Source organism: Allochromatium palmeri (assembly GCF_009720725.1).
Taxonomy (GTDB): Bacteria; Pseudomonadota; Gammaproteobacteria; order Chromatiales; family Chromatiaceae; genus Thermochromatium; species Thermochromatium palmeri.
On record NZ_WNKT01000008.1, the window covers coordinates 83,149 to 99,384 of the forward strand.

The 16,236-nt window shown below is 62.3% G+C and carries 12 protein-coding genes; 7 read left to right on the top strand and 5 right to left on the bottom strand.

The window, feature by feature from the left end; all coding sequences use genetic code 11:
• Positions 1 to 70: 70 nt before the first annotated feature.
• Complete coding sequence (locus GJ668_RS05955; RefSeq protein ID WP_155449229.1) at positions 71 to 577, top strand: hypothetical protein; 507 nt, start codon at positions 71 to 73, stop codon at positions 575 to 577.
• 21 nt (positions 578 to 598) lie between these two features.
• Here GJ668_RS05955 and GJ668_RS05960 read toward each other — a convergent pair whose 3' ends face one another.
• A complete protein-coding gene (locus tag GJ668_RS05960) occupies positions 599 to 2,836 on the bottom strand; it encodes a tetratricopeptide repeat protein (RefSeq protein ID WP_246194651.1) in 2,238 nt (745 codons plus the stop codon).
• 183 nt (positions 2,837 to 3,019) lie between these two features.
• On the opposite strand from GJ668_RS05960, the gene GJ668_RS05965 reads away from it, so the two are divergent.
• On the top strand, positions 3,020 to 4,582 hold the full coding sequence (locus GJ668_RS05965) for an ATP-binding protein (protein WP_155449231.1): 1,563 nt from the start codon (positions 3,020 to 3,022) through the stop codon (positions 4,580 to 4,582).
• On the opposite strand, the gene GJ668_RS05970 is transcribed toward GJ668_RS05965, so the two are convergent.
• Positions 4,569 to 4,988: a pepsin/retropepsin-like aspartic protease family protein gene (locus tag GJ668_RS05970; RefSeq protein WP_155449232.1), complete on the bottom strand. Its 420-nt coding sequence runs from the start codon at positions 4,986 to 4,988 to the stop codon at positions 4,569 to 4,571. The genes GJ668_RS05965 and GJ668_RS05970 overlap by 14 nt on opposite strands.
• A 241-nt stretch (positions 4,989 to 5,229) precedes the next feature.
• Here GJ668_RS05970 and GJ668_RS05975 point away from each other — a divergent pair, with 241 nt between their 5' ends.
• From GJ668_RS05975 to fliS, 4 genes are all read left to right on the top strand, one after another.
• A complete protein-coding gene (locus GJ668_RS05975; protein WP_155449233.1) occupies positions 5,230 to 7,362 on the top strand; it encodes a flagellin N-terminal helical domain-containing protein in 2,133 nt (710 codons plus the stop codon).
• Positions 7,363 to 7,438: 76 nt separating this feature from the next.
• Entirely contained in the window at positions 7,439 to 7,909 is a 471-nt protein-coding gene (locus GJ668_RS05980; protein ID WP_155449234.1) for a flagellar protein FlaG, read from the top strand.
• Positions 7,910 to 7,977: 68 nt separating this feature from the next.
• Complete coding sequence (gene fliD, locus GJ668_RS05985) at positions 7,978 to 10,029, top strand: flagellar filament capping protein FliD (protein WP_155449235.1); 2,052 nt, start codon at positions 7,978 to 7,980, stop codon at positions 10,027 to 10,029.
• 204 nt (positions 10,030 to 10,233) lie between these two features.
• Complete coding sequence (gene fliS, locus GJ668_RS05990) at positions 10,234 to 10,635, top strand: flagellar export chaperone FliS (RefSeq protein WP_155449236.1); 402 nt, start codon at positions 10,234 to 10,236, stop codon at positions 10,633 to 10,635.
• Positions 10,636 to 10,778: 143 nt separating this feature from the next.
• Here the strand turns inward: fliS and GJ668_RS05995 are convergent, their stop codons facing one another.
• The 3 genes from GJ668_RS05995 to msrA are packed head-to-tail and all read right to left on the bottom strand — an operon-like array spanning position 10,779 to position 13,682.
• Complete coding sequence (locus tag GJ668_RS05995; protein ID WP_155449237.1) at positions 10,779 to 11,981, bottom strand: ATP-grasp domain-containing protein; 1,203 nt, start codon at positions 11,979 to 11,981, stop codon at positions 10,779 to 10,781.
• A gap of 7 nt (positions 11,982 to 11,988) precedes the next feature.
• The gene (locus GJ668_RS06000) at positions 11,989 to 13,107 is read right to left on the bottom strand and encodes a phosphoserine transaminase (RefSeq protein WP_155449238.1); all 1,119 of its coding nucleotides are present in this window, start codon (positions 13,105 to 13,107) and stop codon (positions 11,989 to 11,991) included.
• Between the two features lie 20 nt (positions 13,108 to 13,127).
• Positions 13,128 to 13,682, bottom strand: a complete 555-nt coding sequence (gene msrA, locus GJ668_RS06005; protein WP_155449239.1) for a peptide-methionine (S)-S-oxide reductase MsrA — start codon at positions 13,680 to 13,682, stop codon at positions 13,128 to 13,130.
• A 113-nt stretch (positions 13,683 to 13,795) separates the two neighbouring features.
• On the opposite strand from msrA, the gene hypF reads away from it, so the two are divergent.
• Positions 13,796 to 16,204 carry a carbamoyltransferase HypF gene (gene hypF / locus GJ668_RS06010; protein ID WP_155449240.1) on the top strand — a complete coding sequence of 803 codons (2,409 nt, stop codon included), beginning with the start codon at positions 13,796 to 13,798 and terminating at the stop codon, positions 16,202 to 16,204.
• Positions 16,205 to 16,236: the final 32 nt, after the last annotated feature.

A 16,236-nucleotide genomic window follows, 5' to 3' on the forward strand; every position in this document is an offset into this window, starting at 1 on the left:
CATTCTGCGAGAGACTCTGGACGCGACTCGAATTGCGTTCCCTGCGATATCATCACAATCGAGAACATTCATGAACCAACATCGCTGGCCGACCCAACTTGCCGCCTACCCCTATGCCCAACCGCTGTTGATTGGCTGGCAGATTGCTGATCGTGCGAGGGATATTCATTGGTCAGACTATGAGCAGGCACTCGATGCCTATCTGGCATCCCAAGACGAAACCTGCTCACTGAACGAACGGCATAGCCGGCTCATCAAAAGCCGGGATCAGTTTCAGGCCTTGAACGCGAACGGCGACCAGCACATTGGCACGAGTTTAGCTTTGATTCGCCTACATGCTGAACTCGGTGACTCTCAAGCCGTATTGGATGCAATCACGCAAATGCTGGAACTCATGCCCTGGCTGGCCGATTCCCTCCCGGACGATTTGCAGATTCATATCAACCGTCCCTTCCTCGCGCCAATTGCAGCGTTCGATCATCGCCAGGTTGAAGGTGATCTGGGGCAATGGATTCAAGCGGCCATCATGGAGGCGCTGGCGGCGGCGGAGCATGACCCTGATGAGGCTCGGCACTGAGACACGGCACCGGACAGACACTCAGCCCCTCAACCCACTTTTCTGCACCCAAAACGCATACATGCCGGCAAAGGTTCTTGGGTTCTGCTGCTCGAACTGGTGCCAATGCTCCAGGTCGGTCGCGGACGGGTCGTCAGGGAAGCGTTGCCGATAGAGGTCGATGACCGACTGGTCGAGGATGAAACCCAGAAAGTTCAGCTTCAGTTCGCGCAGCAACCCGGCCAGTTGCGGCAGAGTGAAGCGATGTTCGTTGACATGAAACAGCAGATCGCGACAGCCGCTCAGGGTGAAGAAATCGCTTCCCTGCGTTAAGTGACGGTATTCGGGTTCGTCGCGCCTGGCGATGAGTTCCTGCCGAAACCGGCGAATGTCTGAAACCGTTGCCTGATACCCCTGTTGGGCAATCAGCTCGCGCGCCATGACCACGGGGCGGCGTGCCGTTTCGCTATAGAGTCCGATCGACATGAATCCGCCCGGCCGCAGACGCGACAGTAGCGCCTTCCAGCCCGCGACCGGGTCTTGCAGATGATGCAACACCCCAACGGATTCGATGAGATCGAATGACGCCTCGCCGGTATCCGACGCGGCCAGTTCGCTCAAGCGCAGGATGTCCGCCTGGGCATAGCGAATGCTGGCGATACCGGCCTCGACCGTCTTGCGTTGCGCGTAAGCGAGACTGCTCAGTGACAGGTCGATGGCCAACACCCGTGCGTCCGGATAGCGCCGGGCGGTATCGAGCGAATGCAGCCCGGTGCCGCAACCGGCGACCAGAATCGAGACATCCGTCTCTTTACGCAGCGGCTGAAACCGCGCCCTGGGAAATTGCTGGCGGATATAGGCGTCGATGGTCGGTGCGGGCGGGACGATCCCGGCCTTGATCCAGCGCGGATAGGGATGTTCTTCGTACTGATGGCGCACCTGCACTGAAACGTCGTCCGCGATCCCGGTCAGACAGGGCATGGTGTGGCGATACTCGGCCTGTTCCAGCGGCTCGCGGATCTGCTGGATCAAAACACCCATGACCGGTTCCGGCCACATGCGTTCCAGCAAGGTCGCGGCACCAGGTAGCGTATCGAGCGGAACATAGGCTGCCAGCGCGAGCAGATGAGGCGCCGAGATGGTGGCTTGATGCTGGAGCGCGATGGTCAGCGCATTTTTCAGCACATCAATCCGCGCACGTTCCGCCTCGTTCACCGCGAAGACATATTCATTGAGATAGACTTGCGTGGCCAGCGCGGCGAAAAAGCGTAGCGGGGCCGCCGTTAATGGAGCGCCAGCCCCATTCAGCGCGACTGTCTCCAGCATGGCCTGCCGGATGCCGGTCAGCAGACGCTCCAGATCGACATCCGCGACCGGGACGGTTTCCAGCAGACTCATCAGTAGCGCGTCATCCGCCAGACCCAGGAGTCCAGCCGGTCCAAACAGATCCTCGGGCGACAGCGAGGCGGTCTGGTCGAGACGACGCAGGCCCGCCTGGACGAGCGGATTCATCTTGATGAAGGCGACGCAGACCGCCATGAGTTCACCCGGATGGCACCAGGACTCGCGCAACGCCCTGAGCAGGAGTGTGCGCACGCCGGGTTGATCGTGCCGGACGCTCAGGCGCTTGAGACAATGAGCGGCATTGCTCTTGGCCATGAAGAAATCCGGTTTCAGTTCCAGCGCCCGCCGATAGTGTTCCAGCGCCTCCTCGAACCGCCCCAGATCACGCAGTACGGAGCCGATGTTGTTGTGCGCCTCGGCAAACTCCGGCTTGAGCGCGAGGGCTTGGGTATAGGCGGCCAGCGCGTCCTCGAATCGTTCCAGCGCCTTGAGCACGTTGCCCCGGTCATTGTGGGCAATCGGGGCGTTCGGATTCAACGACAGTGCCTGATCGAGGCAGGCCAGACCTTCCGTGTGACGGCCAAGTCGGGCGAGTGCGTTGCCGCGATTGATCAGGGCGCTGGAATAGTCCGGCCGAATCTTCAGAGCGCGGATAAAACACTCTAGCGCCTCCTCGGCACGCCCCAGATCCTGAAGTGTCTTGCCCAGACTGTTGATGGCTTCGCTGTCACGCGGGGCGAGTGCGACCGCGCGCTCCAGGATCGGCAGCGCGTCCCGATTCCGGTCGACCGCCAGCAAAACCGTGCCCAACGCCTTCCAGCTAAAGGCCGCGTTTGGATAACGCTCGGTGAATTGTCGCGCCATCGTCTCGCCCTCGCTCAGACGCCCGGCGTTGAACAACGCGACCAGTGCGTCCTGCTCGGCTTGAGATGGCATGGACGCGATGGCGGTGGAGCGCGTTCCGAGACGGTTCGGAACGCGCGGACTGGATGAGCGTTTGTTCTTGCGCATAGTCGGCGGAAAAGCGTTTGACGATGGATCGAAGCATTCTAGCCGTGATCGCGACCTTACCCTAGAATCCAGACAACACCTATCGTCGAACACTCAACAGTCCCTGCTATGACATCACCGCGTCGCAAGCTGCCCATCGGCATCCAGACCTTCCGCGAGATCCGCGAGGATGACTGCTATTACGTCGACAAGACGCCGCTGATCGGGCGTCTGATCGATGAGGGCAAATACTATTTCCTCTCGCGCCCGCGCCGCTTCGGCAAATCGCTGCTGATCGATACGATCGCCGAACTGTTTTCCGGCAACGAGGGACTGTTTCGCGAGCTGTTCATCCACGAGCGCTGGGACTGGTCGCGCCGTGCGCCGGTCGTGCGCCTGAATTTTACCGAGGGCGTGGTGGAGAATCGCGCAGATCTCGATGCCAAGATCGATGAGCAGTTGGAGGAGAACGAACGGCGCCTGGGCGTCTATGAGCCGGGGCATAGCCGCTCTGGGCGATTATCGGGTCTGATCCGCGCCGCACATGCCGCTGCGGGCGAGCGGGTGGTGGTCCTGGTCGACGAGTACGACAAACCGATCCTGGACAATTTGCTCCACCCCGAGGTAGCGCGTGAGATCCGCGCCGGTCTGCGCGACCTGTACTCCGTCATCAAGGCTCAGGACGCCCATATCCGCTTCGCCTTGATCACCGGAGTCTCGAAGTTCAGCAAGGTCAGCATTTTCTCGGGGCTGAACAATCTGCGCGATATTACGGTATCGTCCGAGTATTCGGCCCTGTGCGGTTATACCGAGCACGATCTGGAGACGGTGTTCGCACCCGAACTTCCGGGCCTGGATCGTGACGAGATCCGTCGCTGGTACAATGGCTACAACTGGACAGGCGAGTCGGTCTACAACCCCTTCGATGTGCTGCTGTTGTTTCAGGAGCGCGAATTTCGGCCCTGGTGGTTCGAAACGGGAACGCCGACCTTTCTGATCGAACTCCTGACCCAGCGTGGCTATTTCACGCCCGATCTGACGCGACGCCAGACCAGTCTAGAGCTGTTGTCCAGCTTTGATGTCGAGCACATCGACAGCGACGCCCTGCTGTGGCAGACCGGTTATCTGACCTTCCATGCCGTCGAGCAGCCGCTGACCGGCTATTGGGTCTATACCCTCGGCTATCCCAATCACGAGGTCGAGACCAGTCTGAATGCCGCGCTGCTGATCGGCTATGGTGTCGATGGACAGCGCGCTTTCGCCAATCGGTTGCGGCTGCTCCAGTTGCTCCAGGCCGGTGACACGGCCGAACTGCGCGCGCTGTTCGAGGCGTTCTTCGCTAGCATCCCGAACGACTGGCACCGCGCCAATCCCATCGCTCGATACGAAGGCTATTACGCCAGCGTGTTCTATTCCTACTTCGCGGCGCTGGGGTTAGAGATCCGGTTGGAGGACGCCAGCCGTCAGGGGCGGCTCGACATGGCGCTGCGCTTTCAGGGCGCGGTGTGGCTGTTTGAGTTCAAGGTGGTCGAGCTTGAACCGGAGGGCCAGGCGCTGGCGCAGATCAAGGCGCGCGGCTATGCCGATAAGTACCGGAACGAGAGCGGACCCATTCATCTGATCGGCGTCGAGTTCTCGCGGGAGACGCGCACCGTGGTCGGGTTCGAGGTCGAGACGCTTACTTCAGTTTGAGCAGCGGCAGATTCGGCGATTCCGGGCGTGGTCCAAGGGAGCGGCGTGCGCAATCGACGACCAGATCCAGTTCTTCCAGCACCAAATGACCGAGCAACGGCTCGCACAGCGGCGGGCCGATGACGCAATCCGTGACCATGGTGCGTCCGAGAACGGTCACTTCCAGGCCGCGTGCGGTCGACAACTCCTCGCGGCGATCATCGGCATAGGTCACGATGACTCGCCCACCGCGCGCTAGACCGAGTTTTCCAACCTCATCGGCTGGCAACAATATCATCACGGCCCCGGTATCTACCAGACAGTCGAGTTCGCTCGTTGGCAATCGATCCACAGTCCCGCCGCCGCGTTCGGCTAAGGCGACATCGACGAAATTGCGCAATCTGGCCTTGATTCTGACTTCACCCATGGCAGGTCTCTGGAAAACAGGATCGACGCTCCAATCGCGATGAGGATAGCATGGTGCCGGCCGTCGACATCGCCCTCCGAGCACGGCTCTATGAAGCGTGATCGATGTCACAATCGGCGTGGTACAGCGGCTCAAGGTTTCATCCGGCCGGCCGATACCCAAGTCGGATCGAAGCGATTAAAACCAAGGCAGCGCTGGTGTTCAGCCGTCGGCCTGGGTCAACACAGACAGGAGAACAGTCATGGCAATGGTCATCAACACCAACGTGATGTCGCTGAATGCACAGCGGAATCTCACCAAATCCCAGGGCGCTCTGGGGCAGTCGATGGAGCGCTTGAGTAGCGGTATGCGCATCAACTCGGCCAAGGACGACGCCGCCGGCTCGGCCATCGCCAGCCGCCTGACCTCGCAGATCCGCGGTTTCGATCAGTCGGTGCGCAACGCCAACGATGGTATTTCGCTGGTGCAGACCGCTGAGGGTGCGCTGAGTGAGTCGTCCAACATCCTGCAACGGATGCGTGAGCTGTCGGTGCAGTCGGCGAACGGCACCTACACCAGCGGCAACCGTACCACGCTGAACGCCGAAACCCAGCAGTTGATCAAGGAGCTGGATCGCATTTCCGAGAGCACCAATTTCAATGGTCTCAACCTGCTCGATGGCTCGGCGGGCGATGTCAAGCTGCAGGTTGGCGCCGAAGCCAATGAGACCATCAGCGTCAGCATCGGTCAGCTCGACTCAAAGTCGCTGGGCGTGGAGGATACGGCAGGCGTTGGCTCCTTCGTTCGCACAGCGACGGGTGCTAGCAGCGATGTCTCCGCGCCGGCGGCCAATGCCACATCACTCGGCACCGGCGATCTGGTCATCAATGGCATCGCCATCGATGGTGCCGTTGCGGCCTCCGATACCGCGTCGTCGGCCGCCAAGAGTTCCAGCGCTATCTCGACGGCGGCCGCCATCAATGCCAAGAGCGATCAGACCGGCGTCACGGCCATCGTGGGCGAGACGTCCGTAGGCGGTGCCTCACAGGCGGCAGGTTCTGCAACGGGAACCATCCTGCTCAATGGCGTGCAGATCACCCTGCAGACGACCGCTGATACCAACACCACCCGCTCATCGGTCGTCGATGCGATCAACCTCAAATCGGATCAAACCGGCGTCACGGCCATCGATACCGGCACGGCTGACGGTGGCGTGACCCTGGTCGCGGCGGACGGGCGTAATATCGCACTCTCCAATGAGGCCGGTGGTCTCACGGCCGCCAACACGGGACTGGGCCTGGCGGGTGCGGCGAATGGAAACTCCTCGATCACCAGCGGCACTGTGACCCTGGTAGCCGAGGGCGGCAAGGCGATCGAAATCACCTCGGGGGCAACCGGCAAGGCGAGCGACGCCGGCTTCATGGAAGGCACCTATAACGGCACCAACACCCAGGTTTCATCGAACCTCAATGATTCGACGACCGCCATGACCGCCGGCAACGTCTTCATCAATGGCGTTTCGATCGGTCCATCCTATGCCAGGGACGACACCGCCTCCTCGGCGGGTAATGACTACAGTGCCATCGCCAAGGCAGCGGCGGTCAATGCCGTTTCCGACAAGACTGGCGTGACTGCGACCGTCAACCAGAACCGAGCGGACAACAATACCACTCAGAACACGGCGAGCGCATCGGTGTCCGGCAGTATCAACGGCGTGGCGATTACCGGATTCTCGACGATTGGAGGAGCATCGAACACGAGCGCCGACCGTCAGTCGCTGGTGAATGCGATCAATGCCATCCAGGACCAGACCGGGGTGCGCGCCGTCGATACCGGCGAGGATGGCACCACCGCTGGCGGCGGTGTCCAACTCATTGCCGAGGACGGACGTAATATCCAGGCCCAGTTGACCAATGGCGCTTCCGCTGGTTTCGGTGCGGGTGGTGCCGACGCCACCACGACCTTTGTCGGCGAGTTCACGCTTAACTCCGACAAGGAGATCGTCATTACCCGTGGCACAGACGGGGATATCGCGGATTCGGGCATGACCGTCGGCAACTATGGCGGCGGCGAGGACGGCCAAGCACTCGCCAACGTCGATATCTCGACCGTTGAGGGTGCCAACAAGGCGATCGTAGCCATCGACAACGCCCTGGAGAGGGTCAACAACGTCCGCTCCGACCTGGGTGCGGTCAACAACCGACTCGACTTCACCATCAACAACCTGACCAGCATCTCGCAGAACGCCTCGGCTTCGCGCTCGCGCATCGAGGACGCGGACTTCGCGCTGGAAACCTCGAAACTCTCGCGCTCGCAGGTGTTGACACAGGCCAGCCAGGCGATGCTCGCCCAGGCTAACTCGCAGCCACAGCAGGTACTGTCACTCCTGCGCTAAACTCATGGCCAGGTAAGCGACAGACGCGGGCGGCGCTCCAGACGGAGACCGCCCGCTCAAACCAGGAGAGCAAGCGATGGCCAGCGATTCATTCGGTGTCATGGGAACGACACAACCGATTCAACACACCGGCAACACAGGCACACGAACGCCTTCGAGTTCAGAAATACGTCCAAACGGCTTGCCGCCAGCCAGCAGCCGTACCGACACCACACCGGGCACCACCACACGCTCAACGAACCGCCTCGAATCCAATCAACCGGGCCGAACCGGCGACTCGAAAAGCGATCCGTCCCAGGGCGTCGCCGCCACCGACACCGCCATGGTCGAGAAGCTGACCGAGGCCGTCGACAAGATCAACGAAATGATGCAGCAGGGAAAGCAAATGCTGACCTTTCAGCTCGACGACGACTCAGGGCGGATGGTGGTCCGAGTGGTCGATTCCCAGAGCAAGGAAGTAGTCCGCCAGATCCCAAGCGAGGAGACACTCAACTTCGCTAAATATGTCGATGGGCTGGCGGGTCTGATTTTCAACAAGAAGGCGTGAGCCGCTTGCCGCTGATGTAACGGGCGTGGTGTGGCAGGCAGGTTCGACGAGACACTGGAGCAATAGCCATGGCCGACAACATCATCAGTTCACTGGGCGCCGGTTCCGGTATCGATATCAAGAGTCTCGTTACCCAACTGACCGCCGTCGAGCGCGCCCCGCAAGAACAGCGCCTGGATACGCGCAAGGAGAAACTAGAGGCGCAGATCTCCGGCTATGGCCAACTGCGCAGCGCCTTCGATACCTTCAAGGGTTCACTGACAGCCTTGAGCAATGGCGACCTCTTCAACGCCCGCTCGGCCACCGTGCCCAACTCGGACGTCATCACCGCCAACGCGGTCGAGCCTGGCGCTCAGACCGGTTCCTACAAGATCGAGGTACTGGAAGTGGCCAGTGCCCAATCGCTGGCGATGTCCGCACAACCCGACAATAAGGCCGCGCTCAGCAAGTCAGGCGATCTCACCATCCGCTTCGGCGACTGGACCTATGATGGCGGCACGGGCGCTCCGTCCAATTTCACACTCAATGACGACCGCGACGCCCTGACCATCAGCATCGAGGCCAGCGACTCGCTCACCAGCATCGCCGACAAGATCAACGCGAGCGATGCAGGCGTTCAAGCCGCCGTGGTCAAGGTCGACGATCAATATCAGCTCATGCTGACCGCCCCCTCGGGCCAGTCGAGCGCGATGGAGATCACAGCCAGCGCCGGTTCGGTCGGTTTGGACGACTTCGTCTTCGACGCCACGACCCAGAACGCCAACGAAACTCAACAGGGGCAGGATGCACAGTTGAAGGTCAATGGTCTTGAGGTGCGGCGCGAAACCAACGAGATCGACGACGTCATCGAGGGCTTTGCATTCACGCTCAATAAGAAGGGCACCGCCGGCGAGAGTCTGAACTTCTCGATCACCGCCGACAAAACCGCCCCCGATCAGGCGATCCGCGATTTCGTCGAAGCCTACAACAGCTTTCAGAAGACCACCGCGGAACTGGTCGGCTACACCCGCGACGAAGACGACAACCTGGTGCGCGGCGGTCTGGCCGGCGACAGCACGGCACGCACCATGATCAACCGCATGCGCGAACAGATCGGCGGCATCCTGCCCGGCGCCCAGGGCGGCTTCACGGCCCTGACCAATGTCGGCATCCGCACCGAGCGCGACGGTTCGCTCACGATCAATGAAACCGACTTCAAAAACGCCTTCGACAATAACTTCAACCTGCTCGAAGGGCTGTTCGCGAGCAAGATGAGTTCGACCAACAGCGCCGTGGAAGTCAACGCCGGCACCTTCGCCTCGCGCGCCACTGCCGGCACCTATGACGTCGAGATCACCCAGGACCCGACACGCGGCCAGATCGCCGGCAACGCCCTGACCCATGACTTCTCTGCACCGCTGGATGCCTCGGACCCGGCCGCCGATTACAGCTTCAAGATCAATGTCGATGGCACCAATTCGAGCCTGATCCAGCTCACCGGCACCTACGCCAACGCCGATGAACTGCGCGCCGACTTGCAGGCACGCATCAACGGCGACTCCAGCCTGAAGGCGGCAGGTGTGGCGCTGGACGTCAGCTATGACACAGGCACCAACCAATTCAGTTTCGTCTCGCGCGAATATGGCTCGATCTCAAACGTGAGTTTCACCGCCGCCAGCACCCAGATGGCCGAGATGGGCATCGACACCGCCCTGACCGGAACCCAGGGTCTGGACGTCAAGGGCACCATCAACGGCGTGGAGGGTTTCGGTGCCGGAAACGTCCTGCTGCCGGCCGTCGATTCTCCCGCCTATGGTCTGAATCTGACCATTGGCGAAGGCGCAACCGCCCAGGGGGCGTTTCAAATCAGCTTCTCGCGCGGCGTGGCGGGTGAACTGTCGAACATGATCGAGAATTTTATGAGCAGCACGGGGTCCATCAAGACCCGAGAGTCCAGCATCCAGAAACAGCTCGATAGCATCAAGGAAGAGCGCAGCACACTCGACCGGCGCATGGAGGGGTTCCAGGCGCGGCTCATGTCTCAGTTCATGGCCATGGAGAACATCGTCAACAGCCTGAATGATACCGGCAGCCAGTTGGAGGGCATCAACGACCGCTTGCCCTTCACCGCCTCGAATTGAGACAGCCCTGTTGACGCCCCTGGGAGGCCGGCTTCCCAGGGGCTGGTGTGAACTCGATCACAACGCTCTGCATATCCAGCCTCAAGAAATCCAACTCTGCGTCGTTATAGTCACCAAGAGCGCAGACACCCCCGTCGATTCAGGTTTGAAGCGCTCCCCCTCTTTCAACGACCGACAGTCATCCAGCATTTGTCGAGGTAGGTCATGTACGCGATGCGCAGAGAACTCAACCAATACCGTCAAGCCGGTCCGATCGCTGAGATCGCCGTAGCCGATCCCCATCGCCTGACGCAACTGCTGTTCGAGGGCGCGCTGGAGCGCATCGCCGTGGCACGCGGCGCCATGATGCAGGGCAATGTCCCGCTCAAGGGCCAGAAGATCACTCAGGCGATGGACATCATCGATGGCTTGCGCGGTGCACTCGATCTCGAACGCGGCGGCGAGCTGGCGGCCAACCTGGACGCGCTCTATGACTATATGACCCGCCGTCTGGTCACAGGCAACGCCCGCAACGAACCCGAAGCACTGGAAGAAGTCTCGACCCTGCTGCGTGAGATCAAAGCCGGCTGGGACGCCATCCCCGAGCAGATGCGTAGAGCCTCCTGAGCTGAGTATCTCCCGATTCGTTCCATCGCGGCTGCACGCCGCTCCCACGCTGGGGGCAGTTTGCAGCCGCGAAACCTTTGCGGCACCTTGACGACATGACTGCGCACCGTGATCGGCTTCGAGGTCGAGACGCTGTAGCCTGATTAAGCATCCGGCGGCAGACCGGGTGACCGACACTCGGCAGCCGTGATCAAGAGCGCACGAAAAGCCGCGAAGATCCGGTGCATGGCCGCTGGCTTGTACGGATAGAGATCGATCGGGTCCATATCATGCACGACCATGGCCGGATCGACTTCGAAGATCAGCAGGCGTCCATCAGCGGTCTCGGCGCAATCGATGCCCAGATAGTCCAAGCCAAAGGTCGCCTGGATGGCCGCCAGTGCCTCGGCATGCCGCCGGGCGAAATCCCGCTCGAAGTTGGCCATGAATTCGGCTTCCTCGGCACGCTTGGCGGCGCTGTCGTCCATGCCGGCGTTGAGATAGTGGATCATCCAGTGATCCGAGATCCCCATGTGGACGGCAAAGGGCAGACCGTCGATCAAAACGACACGGAATTTGCGAAAACGTCCATCCGGACGGCGATAGTCGACGAAGGGCGAAACGAAGAAGGTCTGGCTCGACTGAGCGTCGAGGAGACTCAAGAGCGCTTCCGGCCGGTCGACCTTGGTCAATCCCTGCCCGGCATGCGAGTCGAGCGGACGCACCAGCCACGGAACATCGAGTCCCGAACCGCCCTCCCCGCTCGCCAACGCCTGAAGCTGGCCGCGATCGAGACGCACCGTGAGTGGAACCACCAGTCCCGACTGGCCCTGGAGCCGACGGCCGGCCCAATCGCGCGCTACGTCGAGAATGCGGCGCGGATCATTCAGCACCGGACAGGGCCAGTCGCGCAGACGCGGCGCCCAGGCTTCGAGCAGCGGTCGGTTGGCCTCTGACTCACCGATGGCGACGAACAGCAGATCATGCGCGGGGAGTTTGGCCGGATCCGGTACAGCGGGCGACACATAGTAGAGATCAAGCTCGATATCGCTACCGTCGAGCAGACATTCGACCGGGACATTGGCCATGATCGCGCCCGGCGCCATGAGCGCCAGCAGGCGTAGCCGCGCGGGCGACGTCCTGGCCGGAATCCGATACAGCCGCTGCTGGCTGAACGCCTCGCGCTGGAGTTGCAAGCCCATGTCCAGGTTGCCGAGACACTGCAAGACGATGGATGCATCCAGCAGCGCCGCGCTGTCATGCGGATCGTCCGCCGCGCGTTGCAACAGCGATTGACCGAAGGGCACCAGATCCGTGCCCGACAGCGCGAGCCGCAACCATTTGGCGAGACCTGAAACGTTTGACATGGCCGATTCAGTGTCCGTTGTGCGCGAAATCGTCCATGAACTCAACCAGCCGTTCGACCGCGGCGAGCGTCATGCCGTTGTAGATGGAGGCGCGGATACCGCCGAGCGAGCGATGGCCCTTGAGTCCACTGAATCCAGCCGACTCGGCACGGCGCAGGAAATCGGCCTCGCGCTCGGGCGTCGGCAGCCGGAAGACGACGTTCATCCGTGAGCGGTCCGCCGGATTCGCCCAGCCGGCATAGACATCCGGATGCCGGTCGATGACCCCATAGAGACCGTCAGCCTTGCGCCGGTTGAGCGCGTCCATCGGCTCCAGCCCCCCGATTTCTTCACGCAGCCAGCGCAGAACGCGCGAGACCACATAGATGGCCATGACCGGCGGCGTGTTGTAGATCGAACGTGCCTGGAGATGGGCGCGATAGTCGAGGATCTCAGGAATGCCGGCCGGCACCTGATCGAGCAGCGCGCGGCGGATGACGACCAGGGTCACTCCGGCCGGTCCCAGATTCTTCTGCGCATGGGCATAGACCAGATCGAAACGCTCAGGGTCGAAGGGACGCGAGAGAAAATCCGATGACATGTCGCAGACCCGCTTGACCCCGTCGCGTCCGGGGATGGTCTGGAATTGCACGCCCTCGACCGTTTCATTCGAGACATAGTGCAAATAGGCCGCCGCCGACGAGCACTCCAACTCGTCCGCCGTCGGCAGTCGCCGAAAACCGTCGCCCTGACGCTCGCCATCCCAGAGCACGCGCACCTCGCCTTCCAGTCGGGCGGGCGGAATGGATTTGGCGCTCCAGTAACCGGTCCGCAGATACTCAGCCGTGCACCCCGAACCGCGTAGCAGCAGCATGGGAATCATGGAAAATTGCAGCGTTGCTCCGCCCTGGAGCAGGAGCACCGCGTAACTGTCGGGCAGCTTCAGGAGCGCGCGGAGGTCGCGCTCGGTCTGCGTGATCAGCTCGGCGAACCAGTCCGAGCGGTGGCTGATGCCCAGAATCGAAAGTCCGACCCCAGGCACGGCCTGGATCGCCTGCCGGGTCTCAGCCAGCACCACCGCCGGTAGCGCGCCTGGTCCACCTGAGAAGTTGAGCGCGTTGCGGTCGAAAGCGGTTTCAGGCGTCATGAGCTGTCCTGGCTAAGGTTTCAGGCCGAGCGCCGTTCCTCATCGACGATCAGATCGCGAAAGCTCCGGCGCAGCTTGGCGAGCTTGGGCGCGATCACGGCCTGACAGTAGCCCTGAGTCGGGTAACGGCGATAATAGTCCCGATGATAACGCTCAGCCGGATAGAATGTCGGCACGGGTTCGATCTGGGTGACGATGGGCTCCGGCCAGAGGCCGCCAGCATTGAGCCGCGTGACGACGGATTCAGCAACAGCGCGCTGCTGGTCGTCATGATGGAAGATGACTGATCGATACTGACTCCCGACATCCGCGCCCTGACGGTCGCGCGTGGTCGGATCGTGGAGGCTGAAGAAGACGTTCAACAGGGTCTCATAGTCGATGACCTGATCGTCGAACGCGATCTGGACCACCTCGGCGTGTCCGGTCGTTCCGGTGCAGATCTGTTGATAGGTTGGATTGGCGAGCTGTCCGCCCGCATAGCCTGAGTGCACCGACTCGACGCCTGCAAGCGCTTGAAAGACCGCTTCCAGACACCAGAAACACCCTCCACCGAGTGTCGCAATGGTTATCGCCATGATCTACCTCCATTGTTTTCCATGAATATCGAACGCCTGATATTTCAGACCACGGATCAATCCATGCAAATAAGGGCATCTATTGGTCGAGCCAAGTGTCGGCGCGCGCGCCAATGAACGCCGAGCGCCTGCGTGTCCGGGGGCTGGTGCAAGGGGTCGGGTTCCGTCCGACCGTCTGGCGTCTGGCGCATGAGTTGGGGCTGGTCGGTGACGTGCGAAACGATGGCGAGGGCGTGCTGATCCGGCTCCAGCCGGGCGACCCGACCGACACGAACGCCATCGATCGCTTCTGCATCCGGCTGCAAGCCGAATGCCCGCCGCTGGCGCGGATCGATGCCATTGAGCGCACCCCATTGGATGGCCGGCTCGACACGACGACCTTCGCGATCCTCAGTAGCGACAACAGCGACGTCCATACCGGCATCGTGGCCGATGCGGCGACCTGTCCGGCCTGTCTGGCCGAAATCCGCGATCCGGCCAACCGGCGCTACCGCTATCCCTTCACCAACTGCACCCATTGCGGCCCGCGACTGAGCATCGTGCGCGGGATTCCCTATGATCGCGCGCGCACCAGCATGGCCGCCTTCCCGATGTGCGCGCGCTGCCGGGCCGAATACGAGAACCCGGCTGACCGGCGCTTCCATGCCCAGCCCAATGCCTGTCCGGACTGTGGGCCGCGTGTGTGGCTGGTCGCTGCGGAGGGACTGGAGATCGAGCCGGCGGATCTGGACGCGCCGGACGCCATCGCCGCGGCCAGTCGCCTGCTGGCCGAGGGGCGAATCCTCGCGATCAAGGGCATCGGCGGCTTTCATCTGGCCTGCGATGCCACCAATGCCGCGGCAGTCGCGACCCTGCGCCAGCGCAAACAACGCTTCGCTAAGCCGTTCGCGTTGATGGCGCGCGATCTGGACGCGATCCGGTGCTGGGCGCACCTGTCCGGGCTGGAGGCCGAGTGGCTCGCCAGTCCGGCGGCCCCGATCCTCTTGCTCGAACGTCACTACGATGCCGACCTCGCCCCCGGCATCGCACCGGGCCAATCCACGCTCGGCTTCATGCTCCCCTACAGCCCACTGCATCATCTGCTGCTGGCCGATTGGGATCGGCCCTTGGTGATGACCAGCGGCAATCTCAGCGACGAGCCACAGTGCATCGACAATACCGACGCCCACGCGCGGCTCGCGGATCTGGCCGATTATCAGCTGCTGCACGACCGCGACATCGTCAATCGGGTCGACGATTCGGTCTGGCGGGTCATGGACGGCCAGCCACGCCCGCTACGGCGTGCACGCGGTTATGCGCCAGCGCCGATCCGGCTGCCGCCCGGATTCGAGTCAACGGCACCGATTCTGGCCCTCGGCGGCGAACTCAAGAACAGTCTCTGTCTGATCCGCGACGGCGAAGCGATCCTCTCGCAACATCTGGGCGATCTGGAAGACGCACGCACCGCGCGCGAGTATCGCGCCACGCTGGCCCTCTATGGCGACCTGTTCCAGCATCGCCCCGAGATCCTGGCCATCGACCGTCATCCCGATTATCACTCCACGCACCTCGGGCGCGACTGGGCCGAGCGCGAAGGGTTGCGGCTGATCGAGGTCCAGCACCATCACGCCCATCTGGCCTCGGTGCTGGCCGACAATGACTGGCCGCTAGAGGGTGGCGCGGTGCTGGGTATCCTGCTCGATGGTCTGGGACTGGGTGAGGACGGGACGCTGTGGGGCGGTGAGTTCCTGCTGGGCGACTATCGGCGCGTCCAGCGTCTCGCCCATCTGCGACCGGCGGCGATGCCGGGCGGTGTCCAGGCCATCCGCGAGCCGTGGCGCAATCTGCTGGCGCGGCTGGAGGACGCGGGCGGCTGGGAACACTGGCGTGCGCGTTATCCCGAGCTGGACATCGTGCGACGTCTGGAGACCAAGCCGCTCGGACTGGTCAGAGGTCTGATCACGCAGGGTCTGAACGCACCGCGCTCGAGTTCAGCCGGACGGCTGTTCGATGCCGTGGCCGCCGCGCTCGGTGTCGGTGGCGAGCGTCTGAGCTATGAGGGACAGGCGGCGATCGAGCTGGAGGCATTGGCCTCCAGGGTCAGGATGGCCGCCGGCGAGCTGGATCAAACCGGCGCGGACGCGTCGGGCTATGGCTTCGCGCTCGAACGCTCGGCACAGCCCTGGTGCCTGGACCCGGCGCCGCTGTGGGAGGCGCTCTTTGCCGACTTGGCGCGGGATGTGACACCGGAGCGTATCGCCGCCCGGTTCCATCATGGATTCGCCGCCGCCATCGTCGACACGGGCACGCGGCTGGCGCAGGATTTCGCCGTCGAGACCCTCGCGCTCTCGGGCGGTGTGTTTCAAAACAGGCGTTTACTGGAGTCGGTCGCCGCTGGAGTGCGCGGTGCCGGATTCAAGGTGCTCGTCCATCGCCGGTTGCCGGCCAACGACGGCGGACTGGCGCTGGGTCAGGGATGCATCGCCGCCGCGCGTGCTGGAGTCGCTGTCAGGCCGGAGCCGAATCGCGCGTCATCGGCGTGATCGACTCCAAACCCGAAAACCTGAGTCCTACA

Bases quoted from the DNA above. Each gene is read 5' to 3' on its own strand.
- GJ668_RS06000 (WP_155449238.1), bottom strand. From the start codon at position 13,107: ATGACGCCTGAAACCGCTTTCGACCGCAACGCGCTCAACTTCTCAGGT.
- fliS (WP_155449236.1), top strand. From the start codon at position 10,234: ATGTACGCGATGCGCAGAGAACTCAACCAATACCGTCAAGCCGGTCCG.
- GJ668_RS05955 (WP_155449229.1), top strand. From the start codon at position 71: ATGAACCAACATCGCTGGCCGACCCAACTTGCCGCCTACCCCTATGCC.
- GJ668_RS05980 (WP_155449234.1), top strand. From the start codon at position 7,439: ATGGCCAGCGATTCATTCGGTGTCATGGGAACGACACAACCGATTCAA.
- fliD (WP_155449235.1), top strand. From the start codon at position 7,978: ATGGCCGACAACATCATCAGTTCACTGGGCGCCGGTTCCGGTATCGAT.
- hypF (WP_155449240.1), top strand. From the start codon at position 13,796: ATGAACGCCGAGCGCCTGCGTGTCCGGGGGCTGGTGCAAGGGGTCGGG.
- msrA (WP_155449239.1), bottom strand. From the start codon at position 13,682: ATGGCGATAACCATTGCGACACTCGGTGGAGGGTGTTTCTGGTGTCTG.
- GJ668_RS05975 (WP_155449233.1), top strand. From the start codon at position 5,230: ATGGCAATGGTCATCAACACCAACGTGATGTCGCTGAATGCACAGCGG.
- GJ668_RS05995 (WP_155449237.1), bottom strand. From the start codon at position 11,981: ATGTCAAACGTTTCAGGTCTCGCCAAATGGTTGCGGCTCGCGCTGTCG.
- GJ668_RS05960 (WP_246194651.1), bottom strand. From the start codon at position 2,836: ATGCCATCTCAAGCCGAGCAGGACGCACTGGTCGCGTTGTTCAACGCC.
- GJ668_RS05970 (WP_155449232.1), bottom strand. From the start codon at position 4,988: ATGGGTGAAGTCAGAATCAAGGCCAGATTGCGCAATTTCGTCGATGTC.
- GJ668_RS05965 (WP_155449231.1), top strand. From the start codon at position 3,020: ATGACATCACCGCGTCGCAAGCTGCCCATCGGCATCCAGACCTTCCGC.